13 protein-coding genes are annotated in these 20,546 nt (G+C 71.2%); 5 read left to right on the top strand and 8 right to left on the bottom strand.

Annotated features, from left to right (window positions below):
- The first annotated feature begins 304 nt into the window (after positions 1-304).
- Positions 305-538 carry a hypothetical protein gene (locus tag FPZ41_RS21535; protein WP_152864983.1) on the top strand — a complete coding sequence of 78 codons (234 nt, stop codon included), beginning with the start codon at positions 305-307 and terminating at the stop codon, positions 536-538.
- A gap of 86 nt (positions 539-624) precedes the next feature.
- Here FPZ41_RS21535 and tatA read toward each other — a convergent pair whose 3' ends face one another.
- On the bottom strand, positions 625-906 hold the full coding sequence (gene tatA, locus FPZ41_RS21530; protein WP_152864981.1) for a Sec-independent protein translocase subunit TatA: 282 nt from the start codon (positions 904-906) through the stop codon (positions 625-627).
- Between the two features lie 156 nt (positions 907-1,062).
- On the opposite strand from tatA, the gene FPZ41_RS21525 reads away from it, so the two are divergent.
- Complete coding sequence (locus FPZ41_RS21525) at positions 1,063-2,655, top strand: LCP family protein (protein ID WP_152864979.1); 1,593 nt, start codon at positions 1,063-1,065, stop codon at positions 2,653-2,655.
- Between the two features lie 64 nt (positions 2,656-2,719).
- On the opposite strand, the gene mgtA is transcribed toward FPZ41_RS21525, so the two are convergent.
- From mgtA to FPZ41_RS49910, 3 genes are all read right to left on the bottom strand, one after another.
- Positions 2,720-5,467 (bottom strand): magnesium-translocating P-type ATPase, encoded by a 2,748-nt coding sequence (gene mgtA, locus FPZ41_RS21520; protein ID WP_152864999.1) that lies wholly within the window; start codon positions 5,465-5,467, stop codon positions 2,720-2,722.
- 31 nt (positions 5,468-5,498) lie between these two features.
- On the bottom strand, positions 5,499-5,861 hold the full coding sequence (locus FPZ41_RS21515) for an ArsR/SmtB family transcription factor (protein ID WP_322620540.1): 363 nt from the start codon (positions 5,859-5,861) through the stop codon (positions 5,499-5,501).
- 143 nt (positions 5,862-6,004) lie between these two features.
- The gene (locus tag FPZ41_RS49910; protein WP_152864975.1) at positions 6,005-7,135 is read right to left on the bottom strand and encodes a TerD family protein; all 1,131 of its coding nucleotides are present in this window, start codon (positions 7,133-7,135) and stop codon (positions 6,005-6,007) included.
- 241 nt (positions 7,136-7,376) lie between these two features.
- Between FPZ41_RS49910 and FPZ41_RS21505 the strand changes: the two genes are divergently transcribed.
- Entirely contained in the window at positions 7,377-7,643 is a 267-nt protein-coding gene (locus FPZ41_RS21505; protein WP_322620539.1) for a GlsB/YeaQ/YmgE family stress response membrane protein, read from the top strand.
- Between the two features lie 655 nt (positions 7,644-8,298).
- Positions 8,299-12,441, top strand: a complete 4,143-nt coding sequence (locus FPZ41_RS21500) for an nSTAND1 domain-containing NTPase (protein ID WP_322620538.1) — start codon at positions 8,299-8,301, stop codon at positions 12,439-12,441.
- Between the two features lie 107 nt (positions 12,442-12,548).
- Here the strand turns inward: FPZ41_RS21500 and FPZ41_RS21495 are convergent, their stop codons facing one another.
- The gene (locus tag FPZ41_RS21495) at positions 12,549-13,406 is read right to left on the bottom strand and encodes a glycosyltransferase family 2 protein (protein ID WP_152864969.1); all 858 of its coding nucleotides are present in this window, start codon (positions 13,404-13,406) and stop codon (positions 12,549-12,551) included.
- A 154-nt stretch (positions 13,407-13,560) separates the two neighbouring features.
- Between FPZ41_RS21495 and FPZ41_RS21490 the strand changes: the two genes are divergently transcribed.
- Positions 13,561-14,184, top strand: coding sequence for a UTRA domain-containing protein (locus FPZ41_RS21490; RefSeq protein WP_322620537.1), 624 nt, complete (start codon positions 13,561-13,563; stop codon positions 14,182-14,184).
- A gap of 39 nt (positions 14,185-14,223) precedes the next feature.
- Here FPZ41_RS21490 and FPZ41_RS21485 read toward each other — a convergent pair whose 3' ends face one another.
- From FPZ41_RS21485 to FPZ41_RS21475, 3 genes are all read right to left on the bottom strand, one after another.
- On the bottom strand, positions 14,224-15,480 hold the full coding sequence (locus tag FPZ41_RS21485; RefSeq protein ID WP_152864967.1) for an amidohydrolase family protein: 1,257 nt from the start codon (positions 15,478-15,480) through the stop codon (positions 14,224-14,226).
- 207 nt (positions 15,481-15,687) lie between these two features.
- Positions 15,688-18,477: an FG-GAP-like repeat-containing protein gene (locus tag FPZ41_RS21480; protein WP_152864965.1), complete on the bottom strand. Its 2,790-nt coding sequence runs from the start codon at positions 18,475-18,477 to the stop codon at positions 15,688-15,690.
- 162 nt (positions 18,478-18,639) lie between these two features.
- Complete coding sequence (locus tag FPZ41_RS21475) at positions 18,640-20,463, bottom strand: S9 family peptidase (RefSeq protein ID WP_194236162.1); 1,824 nt, start codon at positions 20,461-20,463, stop codon at positions 18,640-18,642.
- Positions 20,464-20,546: the final 83 nt, after the last annotated feature.

The raw sequence follows: 20,546 nt of genomic DNA, 5'->3' as shown, positions 1-20,546 counted from the left end.
CCCCTTCACCCCCGTGCCCGCGTCAGTCGAAGAACCCCCCGCCCGACCCAACGACCGCCACTGGAAAAGGTCACCTATTCGAGAGAGAAACTTCTGTTCTCCTCCCCGGCCTGCACGTGACGCAGCCCGGACACTCACTCATGCGCACCAGAACACGCCCGTGCACAGTCAGCCGCCAGCAGTCCGCAACCCCAGACGAAGAACACGCGGCCCGAACATCCACAGGACGCGCCCCGACGGCAGCCCGGCAATCGTGACCCGCCTCACGAAATCCAGACACTTGCGCAACCTTTAAAATGTCGCCATGGAGAAGACAACCGACGCGACGGGACCGGAGGCCGCGGTCCTCGACGGGGGACCCGCGGACGGACTGCGAATGACGGTCGTCGACCGGCCGCGCGTGATCCAGGTGACGTATGCCTGCCAGACGGAGGCCGCACCGCACGGCGTGCGCGCGGAAGGGGTGTACGTCTACCGCCGCGACTACGCCGTGACCAGCGAACCGCTGCGCTACGGCTACGACATCGCCAGCCCCTGAGGTGCGGGACGGGCGGCGGTGCCCAAAGGGCGTGATCACCCCCGGCGGCCGAGCCGGGGGTAATCAGCGGACGTGATCGTCGCCGGTCACGGGCGGGCCAGGTCGTCCCCGGCGGCCGTGCGGGCCGTCACCGTCTCCCCGGGTGCGGCGCCGGCGACCCGGGGCCCAGGCTCGGCAGTCCCGGCGGACACACTCCCCGTCGGACCCGCGGGTTCGTCCCCCTTCATGGCCTTGGCCTCGCTCTTGAGGATGCGCATCGATCTACCCAGACCACGGGCGGCCTCGGGCAGCTTCTTCGAACCGAACAGCACGATGATCACGATCGCCACGATCAGCAGATGCCAGGGCGCAAGTCCGTTGTGGAGCATCCCACCCACCCCTCCTCTTCACCGGCCAGCGGTACGCACCGGGCGGCGCGCAGCGTCTGGCATCATTGCACCATTGCTATATTGCGCAACTGTACAACTCATGGGATGAGGTCAGTTCGTCCCTTCCGTACGAGTCGGACGGATGAGGGCGCGCCGATGACCACCACCAGCGAGCAGACCACTCCTTCGCGCCGCCGGCGCCGGGCGGAGCCGCCCCGCCGTGGCAGGGCGCGCGGTGGCCGCGCGGCACAGCGCCGCAATCGCGGCCCACTGCGGACGGCACTGCTCGTCGCGCTGGCCCTGGCGGTGCTCGGCACGGCCGGCCTGGGCTGGATCTACCTGAAGCTCAACGGCGACATCGCCACCTTCGACGGGGACGGCCTGTCCAGGAACCGCCCCGACGCCGGCTCGTCCAAGGGCGAGAACGTCCTGGTCATCGGCTCGGACGCGCGGACCGGCGGCAACAGCGCGCTGGGCGGCGGCAGCAAGGACGACGTCGGCCGCTCCGACACCGCGTTCCTGCTGCACATCTACGCCGACCGCAAGCACGCGATCGCGGTGTCCGTCCCGCGCGACACCCTGGTCACCATCCCGCCCTGCAAACTGCCCGACGGCACCTGGACCCCGACCCAGCCCAACACCATGTTCAACGCGGCCTTCTCGGTCGGGCAGACCGCGAAGGGCAACCCGGCCTGCACCCAGAACACGGTGGAGGAGCTCACCGGGCTGCGCGTCGACCACACGGTCGTCGTCGACTTCAAGGGCTTCGCGGCGTTGACGGACGTGGTCGGCGGGGTGGAGGTGTGCGTCCCGGGCGACATCTACCAGGGGGACCTCAACCCCAACCGCACCACCAAGGGCGAGCTGATCTTCAAGGAGGGCGAGCAGAACGTGTCCGGCCAGAAGGCCCTGGACTACGTCCGCCTCCGGCACGGCATCGGCGACGGCTCCGACATAGGCCGGATCAAACGCCAGCAGGCCTTCGTCTCCAGCCTCCTCAAGAAGATCAAGAGCGACGGGCTCACCCCGACCAAGCTGCTGCCGCTCGCCACCGCCGCCACCGAGTCCATGACCGTCGACCCCGGACTCGGCACGGCGGACAAGCTGATCTCCTTCGCCATGTCGCTGAAGGACATAGATCTGCACAACACCAAGTTCGTGACCATCCCCTGGCGCTACGAGGGTTCGCGCGTCGCGGTCGTCGAGCCGGACGCCTCCGACCTGTGGGCCACGCTGAAGGCCGACCGCACCATCGACGGCAAGGACGCCAGCGGAAAGAAGAGCAAGGACAGCGCCCCCGCGGCGTCCGCCGCCGCGTCACCGACCCCGGCCGGGAACGACTCCGGGAACGTCTCCGGGGATGGTGCCGCAGTCGCCGTCTACAACGGCACCACCACCGGCGGCCTGGCCTCCGAGGCCGCCGCCGCGCTCACCGAGCACGGCTTCACCGTCACCGGCACCGCCAACGCGAGCAGCCAGCAGCACGCCACCACGGTCATCCAGTACGGGCCGGGCCTGCGGAGCCGGGCCGAGACGGTCGCCGAGCTCTTCCCCGGCGCCCGCCTGGAGGCCATCGACGGCTCGGTCGTCAACGTGGTCGTCGGCGCCTCCTACACCGGTGCCGGTGCCTCCGCGGCCGGTGCCTCCGCCCCGGCGTCGCCGGGCGCCGTCCCCGGCTCGGTGGCCGACGGCGCCCGATCGGCGGACGACGACCTGTGCTCCGACCTGTCGTACGGATCCGGCGGCTGACCGGCCGCCGTGCCGATCACGACTCACCACGCCCACGCCTCACCACGCTCTACCCCGCCGTGCCTCACCACGCCGCCGCGCCGCGTTCCGCACGCCGTCGCTCGTAACGCCTCCTGGCAGCCAGGAGCCCGACGGCGTACAGCGCGAGAACGGCGGTGAGCATCAGGTAGTACGCCGCCGGAAGCGGGGTCAGGCCGAGCAGCGGCCCGAGCGGTGACGGCGGCAGCAGCAGCCCGATGGCGGCCAGCGCGCCTGCGGCCCAGACGACCGGGCCCCGCCCGCGCCCCCCGGCGGTGACGAGGGTCCCCCCTGCTCGCGCGAAGCCGAGAGCTCGGGGGAGGCCGATCCGCAGCAGCAGCATCACCAGGGCCTGGGTGAGCAGGTTCTCGGTGAACCAGCCGGAGTGGAACACCGCCTCGTCGTCGCCCGTGCCCGGACCGTGCAGCGCGAGCGCGAGGGCGCCGAACGTGGCCAGGTCGGCGACGGCGTTGAGCATGCCGAAGCCGGTGATGAAGCGCAGCAGGTCGCGTGGGCGCAACGCCGTCGGGCGGCGCAGCACCGAGGGGTCCGGGCGGTCGTAGGCGAAGGCGAGCTGGGCCGCGTCGAAGCACAGGTTCTGCAGCAGGACCTGGGCCGGGAGCATCGGCAGGAACGGCAGGAGCAGGCCCGCGCCGAGCATCGCGATGACGTTGCCGAGGTTCGAGGACAGCGTGGCGCGCAGGTACGTGGCGATGTTGCCGCCCGCGTGCCGGCCCGCGCCGATGGCGTGGGCGATCGAGGTGAGGTCCTTCTCGGCGAGCACCACGTCGGCGCCCTCACGGACCACGTCGGCGGCGTCGCGCGGGGCGATGCCGACGTCGGCGGCACGCAGGGCGGGCAGATCGTTGACGCCGTCGCCGAGGAAGCCCACGGTGTGCCCGGCGGTCCGCAGCACGGTGGTGATGCGGGCCTTGTGTTCGGGGGTGCAGCGGGCGAAGACGGTCGTGCGGCGGGCCAGTGCGGCGAGTTCGGCGTCGGTGAGGCCGTCGATGCGGTCGGCGGTGAGCAGGGCGTCCTCGGCGACGGGGATGCCGAGGTCGCGGCAGGCGCGGGCGGCGGTGCCGGGGTGGTCGCCGGTGAGGATCTTGACGGTGACGCCCTGGTCGGTGAGGACGTTCAGCGCGTCGGCGGCGGTGGGGGCGAGGGCGTCCCGCAGGGTGACCAGGCCGCGGAAGGTGAGGCCGCGTTCGTCGGCCGGGGTGTAGGCGCGGGTGCGCGCCGGGCGTTCGGCGGTGGCGACCGCCAGGACGCGCAGGCCGCCCTCGGCCTGCCGGGCGGCGAGGCCGCGCAGCCGTTCGCGCTCGTCCTCGGCGAGTGCGCAGCGCTCGATGACGGCTTCGACGTCCCCCTTGACGACCAGGGTGTGTACGCCGAGACGGCCGGGGGTGCGGACGACGGCGGTGGCGAGGCGGCGGACCGGGTCGAACGGGATGGCCGCCGTCCCGTCGTACGCCATGAGCTCGTCCTCGTCGGCCGCGTCCAGTATCGCCTCGTCGAGGGCGTCGGGCTCGGGAAGGTCGGCGAGTTGCAGGGTCCACCAGGCGTTCACTGCGGCCCAGTGCAGGACCTCGGGATCGTCCTGGCCGTCCGGGCCGAGAGCGCGGTCGACGACCGGACGGTCCTGCGTGAGGGTGCCGGTCTTGTCCAGGCACAGCACGTCCACGGCGCCGACGTCGTGCAGCACGGGCAGCCGTTTGACGATCACACCGTGGGCGCGGGCCAGCAGCGAGGCCCCGCGGGCCAGGCAGGTGGTGACGAGAACCGGCAGCATCTCCGGCGTCAGTCCGACCGCCACGGCGACGGCGAACGGCAGCGTCTCCAGGCCGCGCCCGCGCAGCGCCGCGTTGGCCATGAGGACCAGCGGCGGGGTGATCAGCATGAACCGGATCAGAATCCAGGAGATGCCCTGCACGGAACGGTCGAAGGCGCTCGCCTCCGGTCGGCCGGTGCCGCTGCCGCTGCCGTGGGCGGTGGCGAACCGGGTGTGCGCGCCGGTCGCGGTGACGATCGCGGTGGCGCTGCCGGAGGCGACGCTGCTGCCCTGGAAGCACAGCTGCGGCTCCTCGAACAGTCCGCTGTCGGAACCGAGGCCGGCGGAACCGGGAGGGACGTCGTCGGCGTTCTTCCCGGCCGGAGCCGACTCTCCCGTCAGCGCGGCCTGGTGCACTGCCAGGCCGCTCGCGCGCAGCAGTCGTACGTCTGCCGGGACCATGTCGCCCGGACCGAGGCGGACCACATCGCCGGGTACCAGCTCGCTCACGGGGACCTCGCGGGCCGTCGGCGCCACGTCCTCGTCGTCCGCGCGCCGCAGCACGGTGGCGGTGGTGGCGACCAGCTCGCGCAGCCCGGCCATGGAACGGTCGGCCCGGTGTTCCCCGGACGCGCGCAGCACGCAGCTGACCACGACGAGGAAGAGGATCACCAGGGCCGTCCCCCAGGCGAAGACGGCTGCCGACACCAGTCCGAGGCACCCCAGCACCGCGGTGAACGGATCTCGCAGACTGCGGACGAACAGCCGCGGCCAGGAGGCTTCCCGCCGGGCCGGAACCGTGTTCTCGCCCAGGCGGGCCAGCCGCTCCTCGGCCTGCGCCTCGGTCAGACCGCGCGGACCGCTGTCCAGCCGGCGCAACACCTCCAGCACGGTCGGCACCGCGGTCGGCACCACGGGTCCCGGACGAGTCCCCGCGGCACCGATACCGGCACCCCCCTGGCCGCCGCCGGGCGCCGGTACGCCCACGGCCACAGGTGCCGATACGGCCACAGGGCCGGACATCTCGGCGTCCCGCCCCGCGGCCTCGGTGGTCTCAGCCACCGGTCTCGTACAGTCGGCGTACCGACACGGAGGCATGCTGCGAGCGCGCGGTCAGCTGCCCGACCATCACCCGCACCACGGTCACGATGTCGGGATCGTCGACGTAGTAGACCTGCCGTCGGCCCTCACGGCGTGAGCGCACCAGCCCGGCGAGCTTCAGCTTCGCCAGGTGCTGGCTGACCGCGGGCAGCGCACCGCCCACCCGGTCGGCGAGGTGCGTGACATCGCTCTCACCCTGGGACAGTGCCCACATCAGGTGCAGCCGTGCCGACGAGGCGAGCAGACCGAACGACGCGGCCGCCTCCGCCAGAACCTCGGCGGACGGATCGTCGAAGCCACCAGCGTCTGCCGCCACAGTCCTCTCCCGTCCCGTCCTGATCACCCTGATCACTGTCAACGCACGCGCGCTGTCCCAGTGTAGGTGGCGGTTCCGGCGCCCCTGCCCGCAGTCGGCCCGGTGGTTCGGGGCCCCTCGTCCACTACTCCTCTACTCCCCCTCTACTCCTCCTCGTAGTAGTTGTTGACCACCACTTCCGGTTCGTCGTCGCTGAACGCCTCGTTCAGCAGCGCGCCACCGACCAGACCGGCCGCCCCGGCGCCGATGAGCGCGCCGGTGCCGAAGCGGCGCCCGCCGTCCTGCTGCTGGTGGTCGTGGTGGTGGTCTCCGTACGGCTGCCCGTACCCCTGCTGCGGATACCCCTGCGGCGCTCCCTGCGGATACCCCTGCTGGGGCGGCGTGTAGAACGGCGGCGCGGTGGTCTGCACCCGCTGCGCGCATCCGGCGCACGTCTGGGTCGGCCGGGGCACGCCCCACTGCGGGGACCACGTCACCGTCGTCGTGCCGGGGCCGTGGCTGGGGTCGAAGAAGCAGGTCACGGGGGAACTCCCTGTGGGTCGGGGTGATGCGGCAAACGTGGGCGCGGGCGAGGAGACGATCGTCGGTGTCGGCACGACGGGCGCGGGTGCGGGTGCAGGCGTGGGTGCCGATGCGGGCGCGGGCGGCATGTACGAGCCGGTGCTGCTCACCTTCGGCGAGGCAGCGGGCGCCGGGCTCGGCACCGACTCGCGCAGGACGTCCACGCCGTAGTCGGCGGCGATGCCCGCGAGCCCGGAGGCGTAGCCCTGGCCGACAGCGCGGAACTTCCACTCCGCGCCGTGCCGGTACAGCTCGCCGAAGACCAGCGCCGTCTCGCTCGACAGGTCGCCGGACGCGAGGTCGAAGCGGGTCAGTTCGGCGTTGCCCTCACGGTCGAGGACGCGGATGTGGGCGCGGTGCACCTGTCCGAAGCTCTGGCCACGGGACGCGCCCTCGTAGAGGGACACCGGGAAGACGATCTTCGCCACGTCGCTCGGGACCCGGGTGAGGTCGACGTGGATCCGCTGGTCGTCGCCGCCGACGGGGCTTCCGCCGCCGGAGTGGCGGACCGACCCGTCCGGGCTGGTCAGGTTGTTGAAGAAGACGAAGTGCTCATCGGACAGCACCTTCCCCGACTGGTCGCAGAGCAGCGCGCTGGCGTCCAGGTCGTAGCCGGTGTTCGCCTGCCAGCCCAGCCCGACCGTCACGGCAGTCAGGCCCGGGGCCTGCTTGCTCAGCGACACATTGCCGCCCTTGGTCAGGGACACGCTCATGCAGGTCCTCCGCAACCGCTCACGCTTCCCGCGATCGTCGTGCTCAACGCGACCTCAGCCCCTTCCAGTTCCCGGCTTGCGCAATGTCATAAGCATGTGACAGAACCTCAACGGCTCGTCGTCAGCAGCCGGCAGCCCTCGCCACAACTCCAAAGCTATTCATAGACTTGCGCAATCAGGCAACTCATAGTGTCGGTTTCCGGCGACCCCGCCCGGCCCGACCTGACTGGAGGACCACAACGTGGGCATCATCAGCTGGATCATCCTCGGCCTGCTCGCCGGAGCCATCGCCAAGATCCTGCTGCCCGGCCGCGACCCGGGTGGACTGATCGGCACCACCCTCATCGGCATCGCGGGCGCCTTCATCGGCGGCTGGCTCTCCGCCCGCTTCCTCGACCGCCCGGTGGAGAACGAGTTCTTCGACCTCTACACCTGGGGCGCGGCGATCGGCGGCTCCCTGGTGCTGCTCATCGGCTACCGCCTGCTGTTCGGCAACTCCCGCGACTGACCGGCGCACCTGCACGCCGGCACCGACCCGTATCGGCCACAGGTGAGCGGCGACCGGGGACGACAAGTCCTGGAATATCCGGCGGCGAGCTCACCGTAGAAGAAACCGAGAGCCGGGCAGGCTCTCACCGGCGGCCACTGGCACGCACCGGCTGCACGCCCTCGCTGCACGAACAGGCGGCCGTACTGGCCGGCGCACCGGCCAGTGGCCCGCCGCGCCCTTCCCCATCACCGCGTCGTTCGGCGCCGGTCCCTCCCCTCGTGGGGACCGGTGCCGAACAGTACGAGCCTCGATCCGCGTCGTGCCGGCTGATGCGGATCGAGAACAGGCGGATCCGTGGTCGACGCGATCGCGGTCCGCTGGGGACCGACTCCACGGATCTCCCTGGCTCACATGGCGAGACCGTCGCCGCCGTCCCGTGACTCCGACAGAAGATGGCCGAGAACATGCGGCGTCATGTTGTGTCTCCGAGCGTGAGCTGATGGCCTGTCCGGGCGCCGCGCGATTGGTTCGTTCCTGCGTCGTGATCCTTCCAGCTATGGCTCCTCCGGAGGAGGTTCCGGTACCGGTGCCATGACTTAGCCGCAGGTCAGCCGTATAAAGTGAGTTTTCCGGTCCGGATGCCCAGGCGCGGGGCAACGAGGGGAAGTGAGGAGTGGAGACCTTGAGTTCCGACTCGGGGGCGCGCACGGCCTTCGCGGAACGTCTCGCACTGCTCTACAAGGAGGCCGGTAACCCTCCGCTCAAGAGCGTGGCCGAGGCGGTCGTCCGGCTTCAGCGGGTCGACGAACGAGGGCGCCCCGTACGGGTGTCCGCCCAGCGGATCAGCGACTGGCGACGGGCCAAGAACGTGCCCGCCCACTTCACCGCTCTCGCGGCGGTACTGCACATCCTGATCCCCCAGGCACGGCGCCAGCAGCCCGCCCCCGTCTCCCCGGGCCTGTACGACCTGACCCAGTGGCAGCACCTGTGGGAGCGCGCGCTCGCCGACCCGGTGGGGGACCCCTCCGCGACCTCCACGGAGGAGGGGGAGAGCGAAGACGGAAGAAAGGGCGAGAGGGGAGGGAAGAGGGGCAAGGGAGATAAAGGGGAGAGCGGGAAGGAACCCGCATCGCGCGCAACTCCGGTCGTTCCGGGGGTGGTGTGCCCGTACCGGGGGCTGGCTTCGTACCGTCAGCAGGACGCCCGGTGGTTCTTCGGCCGGGAGCGAAGCACGGACGCCCTCGTGGCTCAGCTTCGCGCGACGGAGGAACCCGGCGGCCTGATCATGCTCGTCGGCGCCTCGGGGGCGGGGAAGTCGTCCCTGCTGAACGCCGGTCTGGTTCCCGCGTTGCAGAACGGCGCGCTGGACGAGGACACGGAGGACGACGACGGCCGCGCGAGGCACGTTCTCCAACTCGTGCCGGGAGCCGACCCCCTTGGGGAGCTGACCCACCGAATCCCCGAACTCGCCCACCTGACATCCGCGTCCGCGCCATCCGGGCCATCCGGGCCATCCGGGCCATCCGGGCCATCCACGGCACCAGAGCCCGGTACGCCCCAGTTCGCCCGCGCCGTCCGGAAAGCCGTCACCGCATGGGCGCACCGGAACGCCCGCTCCGCCGCGCGTCCGGTTGTCATCGTGGACCAGTTCGAGGAAGCGTTCACCCTCTGCTCCGACGAGGCGAGCCGACGCGCCTTCATCCAGATCCTCCACGCCGCCTGCACACCCGCCGAACCGGACGCCACAACTCCCGTCCTCGTAGTCCTCGGCATACGAGCCGACTTCTACGAGCAGTGCCTCGGATACCCCGAACTGGCCGACGCGTTGCAGCACCGGCACATGGTGCTCGGGCCGCTCACCACCGCGGAATTGCGCGAGGCGGTGACCGGGCCGGCCAAGGCCGTGGGGCTGGAGCTCGAACCTGGCCTTGCGGAGCTGATCGTCCGGGAGGTGAGCGCCGACGGTCCGCGCGGGGCGCAACACGCGGGGGTGCTGCCGCTGCTCTCCCACGCCCTGCTCGCCACCTGGCAGCGGCGCAAGGCGGGACGGCTGACGCTGACCGGCTACCGCGCGGCGGGCGGCATCCAGGGAGCCGTGGCGGCGACCGCCGAGCGGGCCTGGTCCGGGCTCGACCCGGCGGCGCGTACGGCCACGAGGCTGCTCCTGCTCAGGCTGGTTCGGCTGGGCGAGGACACCCCGGCCACCCGCAGACGGGGCACCCGGCGCCAACTGGCTCAGGAGTCGGCGAACCCGGGCAAGACGGAGGAGTCGCTCGAAGCGCTGGTGCGCGCCCGGCTGGTGACGCTCGACGCGGAGACCGTGGAGATCACCCACGAAGCGCTGCTCCACGCCTGGCCGCGGCTGCGCGACTGGATCGACGAGGACCGGAACGGCAACCTGCTGCGGCAGCGGCTGGAGGAGGACGGCAGGGCCTGGGAGGGCTCGAACCGCGACTCGTCGCTGCTCTACCGGGGTTCGCGGCTGGAGCAGGCCCACACCTGGGCGACCTCCGCCCGGGATGCGGGAGACACGTTCCTGACCCGCAGCGCGGTGGAGTTCCTGGCCGCCTCGGTCAGGCTGCGCAGGCGCACGGTGCGGATCAGCCGGAGCGCGGTGGCGGCCCTGGTCGCCCTGGCGATCCTGGCCGTCGGCGCGGCGGTCGTCGCGTGGCAGCAGCGCAACGAAGCGGTGTTCGAGCAGGTGATGGCCGAGGCCGACCGCGCCCAGTCCAAGGACCCGTCGCTGTCCGCCCAACTCTCCCTGGTGGCACACCGGCTGCGCCCGGACGACGCGGACGCCGGCAACCGGCTGATCTCGATCGTGAACGCGCCGCTGGCCACGCCCCTGCTCGGCCACACCGGCGCCGTCTATCTCACCTCGTTCAGCCCGAACGGCAGGACCCTCGCCACCGCCAGCTACGACCGGACCGTCCGCCTGTGGGACGTGAGCGACCGGGGCCGCCCCACAGAGCTCGGCAAGCCCCTCACCGACCACACGAGTTGGGTGAGCAGCGCGGTCTTCAGCCCGGACGGCCACACCCTCGCCAGCGGGGGAGACGACGGCACGATCCGGTTGTGGAACGTACGGAACCCCCGGCGCCCGACCCGGCTCGGTGAGCCCCTGACCGACCACAAGGGCACGATCTACCTGATCGCCTTCAGCCCGGACGGACGGACCTTGGCCTCCGTCGGCGAGGACCGCACCGTACGCCTGTGGAACGTGGCCGACCCCAGCCGGCCGAAGCCGCTCGACACGCTGACCGGCCACACCGCCGCCGTACGGTCCGTCGCGTTCAGCCCGGACGGACGCATGCTGGCGACGGGAGGCGACGACGACACCGTCCGGCTGTGGGACGTCACCGACCCGGCACAGACCACACCCATCGGCTCGCCCCTCACCGGGCACACGGACCTGGTCCACTCCGTGGCCTTCCGACCCGACGGACGCACCCTCGCCAGCGGCAGCGCGGACGACACCGTCCGGCTGTGGGACGTGACAGACCCGGCACACACCACCCCGATCGGCTCTCCCCTCACCGGCCACACCGGTCCCATCTGGTCCGTGGCCTTCAGCCCGAACGGTGAGCAGCTCGCCGCCGCCAGCGCGGACAGCACGGCGAGCCTGTGGAACGTGAGCGATCCGGAGTACCCGTCGCGGGTCGGCGAGCCCCTCGCGGGCAGCAGCGGCGAGATGTACGCCCTGGGCTTCAGCCCCGACGGCCGGACCCTCGCCACGGGAAGCGGCGACAGCAAGGTCCGGCTGTGGTCGATACCGGGGTCGGACATGATCGGCCGGAGCGGGGAGTTCCGCCCGGACGGGCGGGTGCTCGCCACGGCCGCGCGCGACGGCGGGGTCCGGCTGTGGGACGTGGGGGCTCCCGGCCGGCCCGTGCCGCTGAGCAGACCGTTCATGCGCGCGGAAGGCGGCCAGGAGATGGTGTTCTCCCCCGACGGCCGCACCCTCGCGGTGCTCACGGGAGACCGGACGGTGTACCTGTGGAACGTCACCGACCCGGCCCGGCCGGTCGCCCACGGGCCGCCCATCGCACTGCGGACACGGTTCATGGGCCCCGACTCGCTGGCGTTCAGCCCGGACGGGCGCACGCTGGCCACCGCCTACTCCGACCGCACCTTCCAGTTGTGGGACGTCGGCGACCCGTCCCGCGTCGTGCCGTACGGCGCACCGCTCACCGGCCACAAGGGCTACATCAACTCCCTCGCCTTCAGTCCGGACGCGCACACGCTCGCCAGCGGCAGCGCGGACGGCACCATCCGGCTGTGGAACGTGACCGACCCGTCGCACACGACGCCGATCGGCTCACCGCTCAGATGGCACGCCGGACCCGTCAACGCGCTGGCCTACAGTCCGGACGGCCATACGCTGGCCAGTGGCGGCGACGACGACACGGTCCGGCTCTGGAATGTCGCCGACCCCGCCGAGGCGACCCGGCTGGGCTCCCCCCTCACCGGCCACACCGAAGCGGTCGTGTCGCTGACGTACAGCCCGGACGGGCACACACTGGCGAGCGGCGGCAACGACAACACGGTCCGGCTGTGGGACGTCGCCGACCCCGCCGAGGCCGCTCCCATAGGCCGGTCGATGAGCCCGAACGCCAGGACAGGCAATTTCCTGTCATTCAACCCCAAAAGCCACATGCTCGGCATATCCAGCGGAACCGATACCGTCCGGCTGTGGAATCTGGACGCCGACGACGCCATTCGCCGTATTTGCGCGACCACACGGGGTGTTCTGACACCGGAGAAATGGCACGAGTACCTACCCCGGTTGTCGTACGAGCCCCCGTGCGACCAGTAACGGAGCGTGAGCTTTCTGTTGCCACCATGGCGAACGGCGTCAAGTGATCCCGATCACAAGTCCTCGGTGCAGCCGGGCGGTGGGCTCCCGTCGGACCAGCAGCCTTGTTACGCTTGTTCATAGCCCGATCGCTGGTGCATCCCCCGTCGCCAGCGATCGGGTTCTTTCGTGTCGAGCTCCTCCCAACTTTCCGCACCTGACTGGGCAGTTGAGGGATCGGTCGCGAGGCCGGACCACGCGCGAAGGGCGTTGGCGTGCTCCTGGATCAAGGACATCCGGGCCTCCCATTCCGCCCCGGCCCGGTGATTCGGGTGCGTGGTGATCTGCCCCGGATGCTTGCGGTACACGAGGCCGGTGTCTCCGATGAACCATCCGTCCGCCAGCGCGTCGAGTCCGAGCAGCAGGCCCGTGTCACCGGAGGCCGGCAGGGCCATCCAGCCGCCCAGCAGCGCCAGGAGAGGGCGCCGGACACACAGCGTGGCGGGATGGGTCCGGGGCCGGCGGTGCTCGGCCCAGAATCCGTACGCGGTACCTCGCGGGAGCCGGCCGGGTTCCGGATCGCCGTCGAAGGAGACGGTGCTGCCGTCCTCGAGGAGGTCGACCGCCCGGGACGTGGTCCAGCCCACCGCAGGGTGCTCCTCCAGCACGGCGATGTCGCGCCCGAGAGCTCCGGCGGCGAGTTGGTCGTCGGCGTCCAGGTTCTTCACGTACACACCAGTTGACCGGGCGAACGCCAAGGTCCGCGCCACGTGGGGGCCGCCTTGCCGAGACGCGGAGATCCGGATGCGCGGATCGTTCTCCGGTAGATACGCGGAGGCATGGACGTCGCTTCCGTCCTCCTGCACACACCACTCCCATGACCATCCGTCAGGAAGGTTCTGGGAGCGCAGAGATGTGTACGCCTCCGAGAGGAACCTCGCTCCCTGTCCATGGACCGGCGTGACGATCGAGATGATCTTGTTCATGAGGGCCTTTCCGGGGTCACCGTCCCCGTCAGTATTCCTACGGGCTCACGCTCGATTCCTACGGGCTCACGCTCGGACGGCGGGACCTCCGCGGGAGTCGTACGCTGATGCTGGTAGGCGCAGGACAGGCCCCATGAGGGATCGGTGAGCACCCGTGCCGAAGCCGTACGAAGTGATCGGGGACGGCTTCCGTCGCCCCCGCACACCGGCGGTCCGCGACAACAGCCGCCACCAGTGGGAGAAGAACCGGGCGCGCCGGCCGAAGCCCGAGCGGGCCGAGAGCGGAGCCACGGAGCGCGACACCGGCCTCGGCACCGGCGACCTCGTCTTCTCCGCGAAGTACCGCGAGACCGGGGCGCCCGGGGAACTGGCGGAGTTGTTCGGCGTCCCGGAGGGCACGGCACTCGTCGAGCGCACCTACCGGACACGATGCGCCACCGAGAGCGCCCCCTTCGGCCTCGTGACCTCCTATCTCGTCCGCGACATGCTCGCGGGGAACCCCGACCTGCTGGACGACGGCAAGGAGCCATGGCCCGGCGGCACCCAGAGCCAGCTCTTCACGGTCGGCATCGAGGTGGACCGCGTCGAGGAGCGCGTCACGGCCCGCCCGCCGACACCGGAGGAGGCGCGGGTACTGGAGTTGCCGCCGGGGGCGTCGGTGCTCGTGCTCCGCAAGACGTCGTACGACACCCAGGACCGCGCGGTGGACATCACCGACATCACCCTGCCCGGCGACCGCACGGAACTGGTCTTCACCACATCCCTGGAAAGGTGGTGAGTGCGACCATTTCCCCTGCGAAATTTCCCCCTGGTCAGACTATTTTCCCTGGTCAAAGGCCAGATCCAGCATCCGGATGGCGTTCCCCCGCAGCAGCTTGTACGTCACGTCGTCGGGGAGTCCGGCCACGTGCTCAGCCGCCACCTTCTTCGTCTCCGGCCATGTCGAGTCGACGTGGGGGTAGTCCGTCTCGAAGGTCGCGTTGTCCACGCCGACGGTCTCGATCGCCTCGATGCCGTGCTTGTCGCGGAAGAAGCAGCAGAAGATCTGCCGGTAGTAGTACGTCGACGGCGGCTCCGGGATCAGGTCCCTGACCCCGCCCCAGGCGCGGTGCTCCTCCCAGACGTCGTCGGCGCGCTCCAGGGCGTACGGAATCCAGCCCATCTGCCCCTCGCTGTACGCCAGTTTGAGGCGCGGGAACTTCACGAGGACGCCGGAGAAGAGGAAGTCCATCATCGAGGCCATCGCGTTGTTGAAGCTCAGCGAGGCCTGCACGGCGGGCGGTGCGTCGGGGGAGGCAGCCGGCATCTGTGAGCTGCTGCCGATGTGCATGTTGACGACCGTCCCGGTCTCCTCGCACGCCGCGAAGAACGGGTCCCAGTAGCCGGAGTGGATCGACGGCAGCCCGAGGTACGTGGGGATCTCACTGAACGTCACCGCCCGTACGCCGCGGGCCGCGTTGCGCCGGATCTCCTCGACGGCCAGCTCGACGTCCCACAGAGGGATGAGGCACAGCGGGATCAGCCGCCCGCCGGTGTCGCCGCACCACTCCTCGACCATCCAGTCGTTGTAGGCGCGGACGCACGCGAGGCCGACCTCCTTGTCCTTGGCCTCCGCGAAGGTCTGCCCGCAGAACCGCGGGAACGTCGGGAAGCACAGCGAGGCCTCGACATGGTTGATGTCCATGTCCTCCAGCCGGGCCTTCGGGTCCCAGCAGCCGCGCCGCATCTGCTCGCGGGTGATCCCGTCGAGGGTCATCTCGTCCCGGGAGAAACCGACGGCCGCGATGATGCGCTTGTACGGGAAGAGGGTGCCCTCGTACTCCCACCAGTCGGTGATCGGGCCGTCGGGGTCGGTGGTGATCCGGTACTTCCCGCCGATGTACTGGAGTTCGCCGATCCCGGCGGTGAGGGGCTTCGGCCCCCTGTCCCGGTACTTGGCCGGCAGCCATGTCTCGAAGAGGTGCGCGGGCTCGATCACGTGGTCGTCCACGCTGATCACCCTGGGCAGTTCCCCGGTACCACCGTCCTCGCCGACCCCCTTGCCGACCTCCCTGCGGACCTCCTTGCCGACCATCCCGTACCCCTCCCTGTGCGCACCGAGAGTTATCTGACGATCCGTCAGTTTCAAGTTAGGCGCCAGCCCCTCCGGCCGCAAGGGGTGTCCAGGAAGGGGGTCCGGGACGGGGGTCCGGGAACACGGAGACCGGCCAGGGCGTGAACGCCCTGGCCGGTCGCTGTCACGGGAGGACGGGCCTCCCCGTCTCCCTGTCTCCCTGTCTTCTTACGGCGTCAGGGCCTGGCCCAGGCGGGCACCCGCGGGCGTGCCCAGGGTGTCGCGGCCGTAGTAGACGCCGCCGCTCGTGTTGACGCCCTTGCTGCCGCTGTCGAGCTGGAGGATCGTGCCGTCGTAGTCGTTCTCGCCCTCCACTCCGATGGCGAGATCGGCGCGGCCCCAGCCGGACAGGTCCTGCAGGACGACGGAGGACCCGAGCTTGTCGTTCGGCTCCGTCCAGCCGGTGATACCGGTGGTGTCCTGGTGGAACGCCAGAGCACCGGTGCCGGTCAGGCCGGAGGAGGTGCCCTTGAACAGCAGGGTCGTACCGGCGTTCGCCTGGTTCGCGCCGCTGCGGGTGATGTCCTTGTTGGGGGCGCCCGCGAGGACGTCCGCGTAGCCGTCGCCGTCGTAGTCGCCCGCCGAGACGGACCAGCCGAGCGCGTCGCCGTCCTGGGCCGCGCCCGGTACTCCGGTGGTGTCCTGGTGGACGGTCTTCATACCGGTCGTGGTGAAGCCCGTCGAAGTGCCGGGCACCACAGTGACCTGGCCGCCCCGGTACGCGCCGGACTCCGACGTGTACGCCTGGCCGATCACGAGGTCGTCGTAGCCGTTGCCGTTGACGTCGCCCGCGGCGATGGAGCGGCCGCCCTTGATGGACAGGACGCTGACCTTGACGAGGCCGGTGGCGCTGCCCTTGAACCAGGTGACCCGGCCGACGCCGGACTGGTCACGGTAGTTGAGGGCCACGTCCGCGTAGCCGTCGCGGTTGAAGTCGCCGGTCGCGGCGTCGGTGTAGGCAACGGACCCGGTGGCCGTGGTCAGCTTGCCGGACTGGGTGGCGCCGCCGGTCAGCTTGACGTTCCAGGAGCCGCCGTTGCCGGTGCCGGCCGAGAAGACGTCGGCCTTGCCGTCGGCGTTGAAGTCGCCGACGGTGACGGCCGTGCCGAGCCGGGCGCCCTTGCTCGTCACACCGGTCGTGGTGTACGAGGTGCCGCTGTTCAGGCCGGGGCCGTACAGGATCGTGACCGCGCCGCGGTCGGCGTTCCCGGACGTGTCGTCCTTGCCGGGTACACCGACGGCGAGGTCGGCGTAACCGTCACCGTTGATGTCGCCCCAGGCGGTGGCGGCGCCGAACTCGTCACCGGTCTTGGAGTCGCCGGGCACACCCGGGCTGGACTGGGTGAGCTTCATCTTGGCGCCCGCGACCGGTCCGTCCGTTCCGCCCGGGATGATCACGACGTTGCCGACGTTGCCGGACGCCCTCGGCACACCGGCGACCAGGTCGGTGATGCCGTCACGGTTGAAGTCGGCGGTCGGGACGGCCGAACTGGCGCCGGGGCTCGCCGCGAAGCGGCGGATCTCACCGAGCTTGGAGTACAGGTTCGCGCCGGGGCACTCGGTCGCATACGCGTCGCGGTGGCCGGAGATGGTGTTGAGGGTGGCCGCCTGGCCGTTCTTCCACACCCCGGTGTCACCCTTGGCGGTCAGCGTGACCTTGCCCTGCGGGTTGCCGCCGTACTGCCCCAGCTTCCAGGCCGCGAGGCGGGCCACCGACTCCTGGGCGGCCCGGCTCGGCTTGCCCGCCGGGATGCCCTTGGCCGCGTCGCCCTCGAAGTCACCGAGGACGGCGATACCGGTCGAGTAGCTGTTGAAGCCGTACGTGTGCGCGCCGAGCACCGGCAGGTCGACGCCGCCCGCGCGGCCCTCGAAGATCTGGCCGCACTTGTCGACCAGGAAGTTGTAGCCGAGGTCGTTCCAGCCGTTGGCGTCGATGTGGTACGCCATGATGCCCCGCACCAACGCGGCGGACTGGGCACAGCTGTAGCTGTTCGAGCCGACCGTGTGGTGCACGAAGACCGCGCTGATCTTGTCGATGTACTCGGCCGGGTCGTCCACCTTCGACTCGACCGCGCCCCAGTCGGCCCGGCTGATGACCGGGGGCTTGGTGACCGTGGACGGCGGAGCGACCGGCTTGGTCGGGCTCGGCGAGGGGGACGCGGAGGCCGAGGGCGACGCCGGGGCCGAGTCGCTGGGCGACACGGGGTCCGTGGGCTCGGGAGCGGTGCTGCCGGGCTCGCTTGCCGTGGGGTCGGGCGCGGTGGCCGTCTCCGTGGGCGTGTCGGTGGACGTCGCGGTGGGCGGGTCCGTCGGCGACGGCGTGTCCTCGGCCACGAACGCGGCCGGTTCGATCTCGGTGCCCACCGACTTGGTCTCGGCGGTCGTCACCACACCCGGGTCGACGAGGTCGACCCTGAGGCCCTTGGGAAGTGCGGCGCTGGTGTTGCCGTTCTTCCGGACGACCTGCACCTCGACACCGTCGGACGGCCCCACCCACAGCGGCTCCGAGGCCCCGCGCATGCCGGACTCGACGTCCTCCGGCGGGTCCGTGTCGACCTCCAGGTTCTGCCAGTCGCTCCAGTCACCGGTCTCGGCGCTGCGCACGCGTACCTGCGCGGTTCCGTCGACCCGCTTCGAGGCGCCGGTCCACGAGACGCCGAGCATGGAGAACGCCTCGGTGTCGGTGCGCGCCAGTTCGCGCTTGCCGCCCGTGCCCTTGAGGGCGACCTCGTGAACCTTCACCGGCCGCTTGGCCCTGCCCTGCGCGCCCGGTTCGTCCGAGGGGCCGGCGATGGCGTAGGTGACCGCGCCCGCGCCCCCCAGGACCACGGCACCCAGGGTCAGCCAGGCTCTTCGTTTCAGGCTCAGCGGTTGGTAGGCATGCGACGTACGGCGACTCAAAAGTCCCCCTATGGAGAAGCCACTTGGGGCACACCCGTCACATGGGTGACCCGTCATACCCAGCGCACACGCCCCCGCAAACATCACAGGCGGGGAGCCTCTGTGACGGATTCTTTGCCCGGGGCAGAGGATTCCCCGGTCAGCGTTCTCCTCCCCCAGGCCGGCAACAGCCGGACTGGGGACGGGACGGTAGGGGCGTGGGCGGGGCGGGTCCCTCGTCTACCTCGGCAGGTGCCTCTCCGCGAAGTCCAGCTCCAGCCGCACCTGCTTGATCCGTTCGTCGACCACCAGGGAGCCGTGTCCCGCGTCGTACCGGTACACCTCGTGCACCGCGCCCCGGGCCTGGAGGCGCCCCACGTAGTTGTCGATCTGGCGGATCGGGCAGCGCGGGTCGTTCACGCCGGCCGAGATGTAGACCGGCGCCCTGACCGCGTCCACGTACGTCAGCGGCGAGGACGCCTCGAAGCGTTCCGGGACCTCCTCGGGGGTGCCGCCCAGCAGCGTGCGGTCCATGGCCTTCAGGGCCTCCATCTCGTCGTGGTACGCCGTGACGTAGTCGGCGACCGGGACCGCGGCGATACCGAGGGCCCACGCGTCCGGCTGCGTACCGAGCCCGAGCAGCGTCAGGTAGCCGCCCCAGGAGCCGCCCGTGAGGATCAGCCGGGCGGGGTCCGCGAAGCCCGAGGTGACCGCCCACTCCCGTACCGCCGCGATGTCCTCCAGTTCGATGAGGCCGACCCGGTGCTTCAGGGCGTCCGTCCAGGCGCGGCCGTAGCCCGTGGAGCCGCGGTAGTTGATCCGGATGACCGCGTACCCGTGGTCCAGCCATGCGGCCGGGCCCGCCGCGAACGCGTCGCTGTCGTGCCAGGTCGGGCCGCCGTGGATGTCGAAGACCGTCGGGCAGGGGCCCTGTACCCCGGCCGGCCGCTGGACGAGCGCGTGGACGCGGCCACCGGGCCCCTCCACCCACACGTCCTCCACCGGCAGCGAGCCCGGGGACGTCAGTCCGGGCGGGTCGAGGACCGCTCCGCCCGAGGTCGAGCGCACGACCGGCGGCTCGGCGGCCGAGGACCACAGGTACTCCACGCTGCCGTCGGGGCGGGCCGTCGCCCCCGACACCGTGCCCCTGGGCGTCCGGAGCCGCTCCAGCGCCCGGGTCCCCAGCTCGTAGCGGTACAGCTCGCTGCGGGCCTCGAAGCTGTGCACCACGAGCAGCGCCGAACCGTCCGGGTACCACTCGGCGCTCAGGTCGCCGTCGAGCTGTGCCGCGAGCCCCAGGTCGGTCTCCTCGCCGGACGCGACGTCCCACACCAGCGGCTCCCAGCGGCCGCCCCGCTGATGGCCGATGAGCAGCCGCGTGTCCCCCTCGACCGGCGCGAAGCCCAGCACCTCCAGGCCCAGCTCGACCGTGCCGCCCTTGGTGTCGTCGAGCTCCGCGACCGTCGTGCCGTCCGGCCGGAGCACGCGCAGCGCCGAGTGCATCGCGTCGCCGTGCTCGGTGTGCTCGATCGCGATCAGCGAGCCGTCGTGCGAGAGGTCGCCGACGCCGGCCGACTCGCGGTGCCGGTAGATCACCACCGGGTCCGTGCCCGGCCCGGAGAGGTGGATCGTGGAGCCGTCCTCGTCCGTCGAACGCCCGACGACCGCCGTACGGCCGTCGCGGCCGATGGCCAGCCCCGCCGGGTAGGAGGGCGCGAGGCCCGGCACCGCCTCCTCGTCGGGCCCGCCGTGGAACGGCTGGCGGCGCCACACGCCGTACTCGTCGCCGTCCTTGTCGTCGAACCACCAGATCCACTCGCCGTCCGGTGCGAGCACGCCGTCCGTCGTGCCGTTCGCCCGGTCGGTGACCTGGCGCTGCTCGGCCGTCGCGCGGTCCCACGCGTACAGCTCGTACGTCCCCGTGGCGTTGGAGACGAACAGCGAACGATGGGGTGCGTCCTCCGCCCAGTCCGGCAGCGACACCCTGGGCGCGCGGAAGCGCTTCTCCCAGTCGGGCATCGACCCGGTCTGCTCCTGCGGGGTGGATCGGTTGGTCTCGGTCATGGCCCCATAGTGCCCGCCCGCCCGGACTTCCGCCGCCAAGGGTCCCCAGCCTGTGGAAAACTTTTCGTCCTCGCAGGTCAGGG

This window comes from Streptomyces acidicola, from assembly GCF_009377235.1.
GTDB lineage: Bacteria > Actinomycetota > Actinomycetes > Streptomycetales > Streptomycetaceae > Streptomyces > Streptomyces acidicola.
The sequence above is the reverse complement of the archived record's forward strand: the minus strand, read 5'-3'. Positions and strand labels throughout refer to the sequence as shown.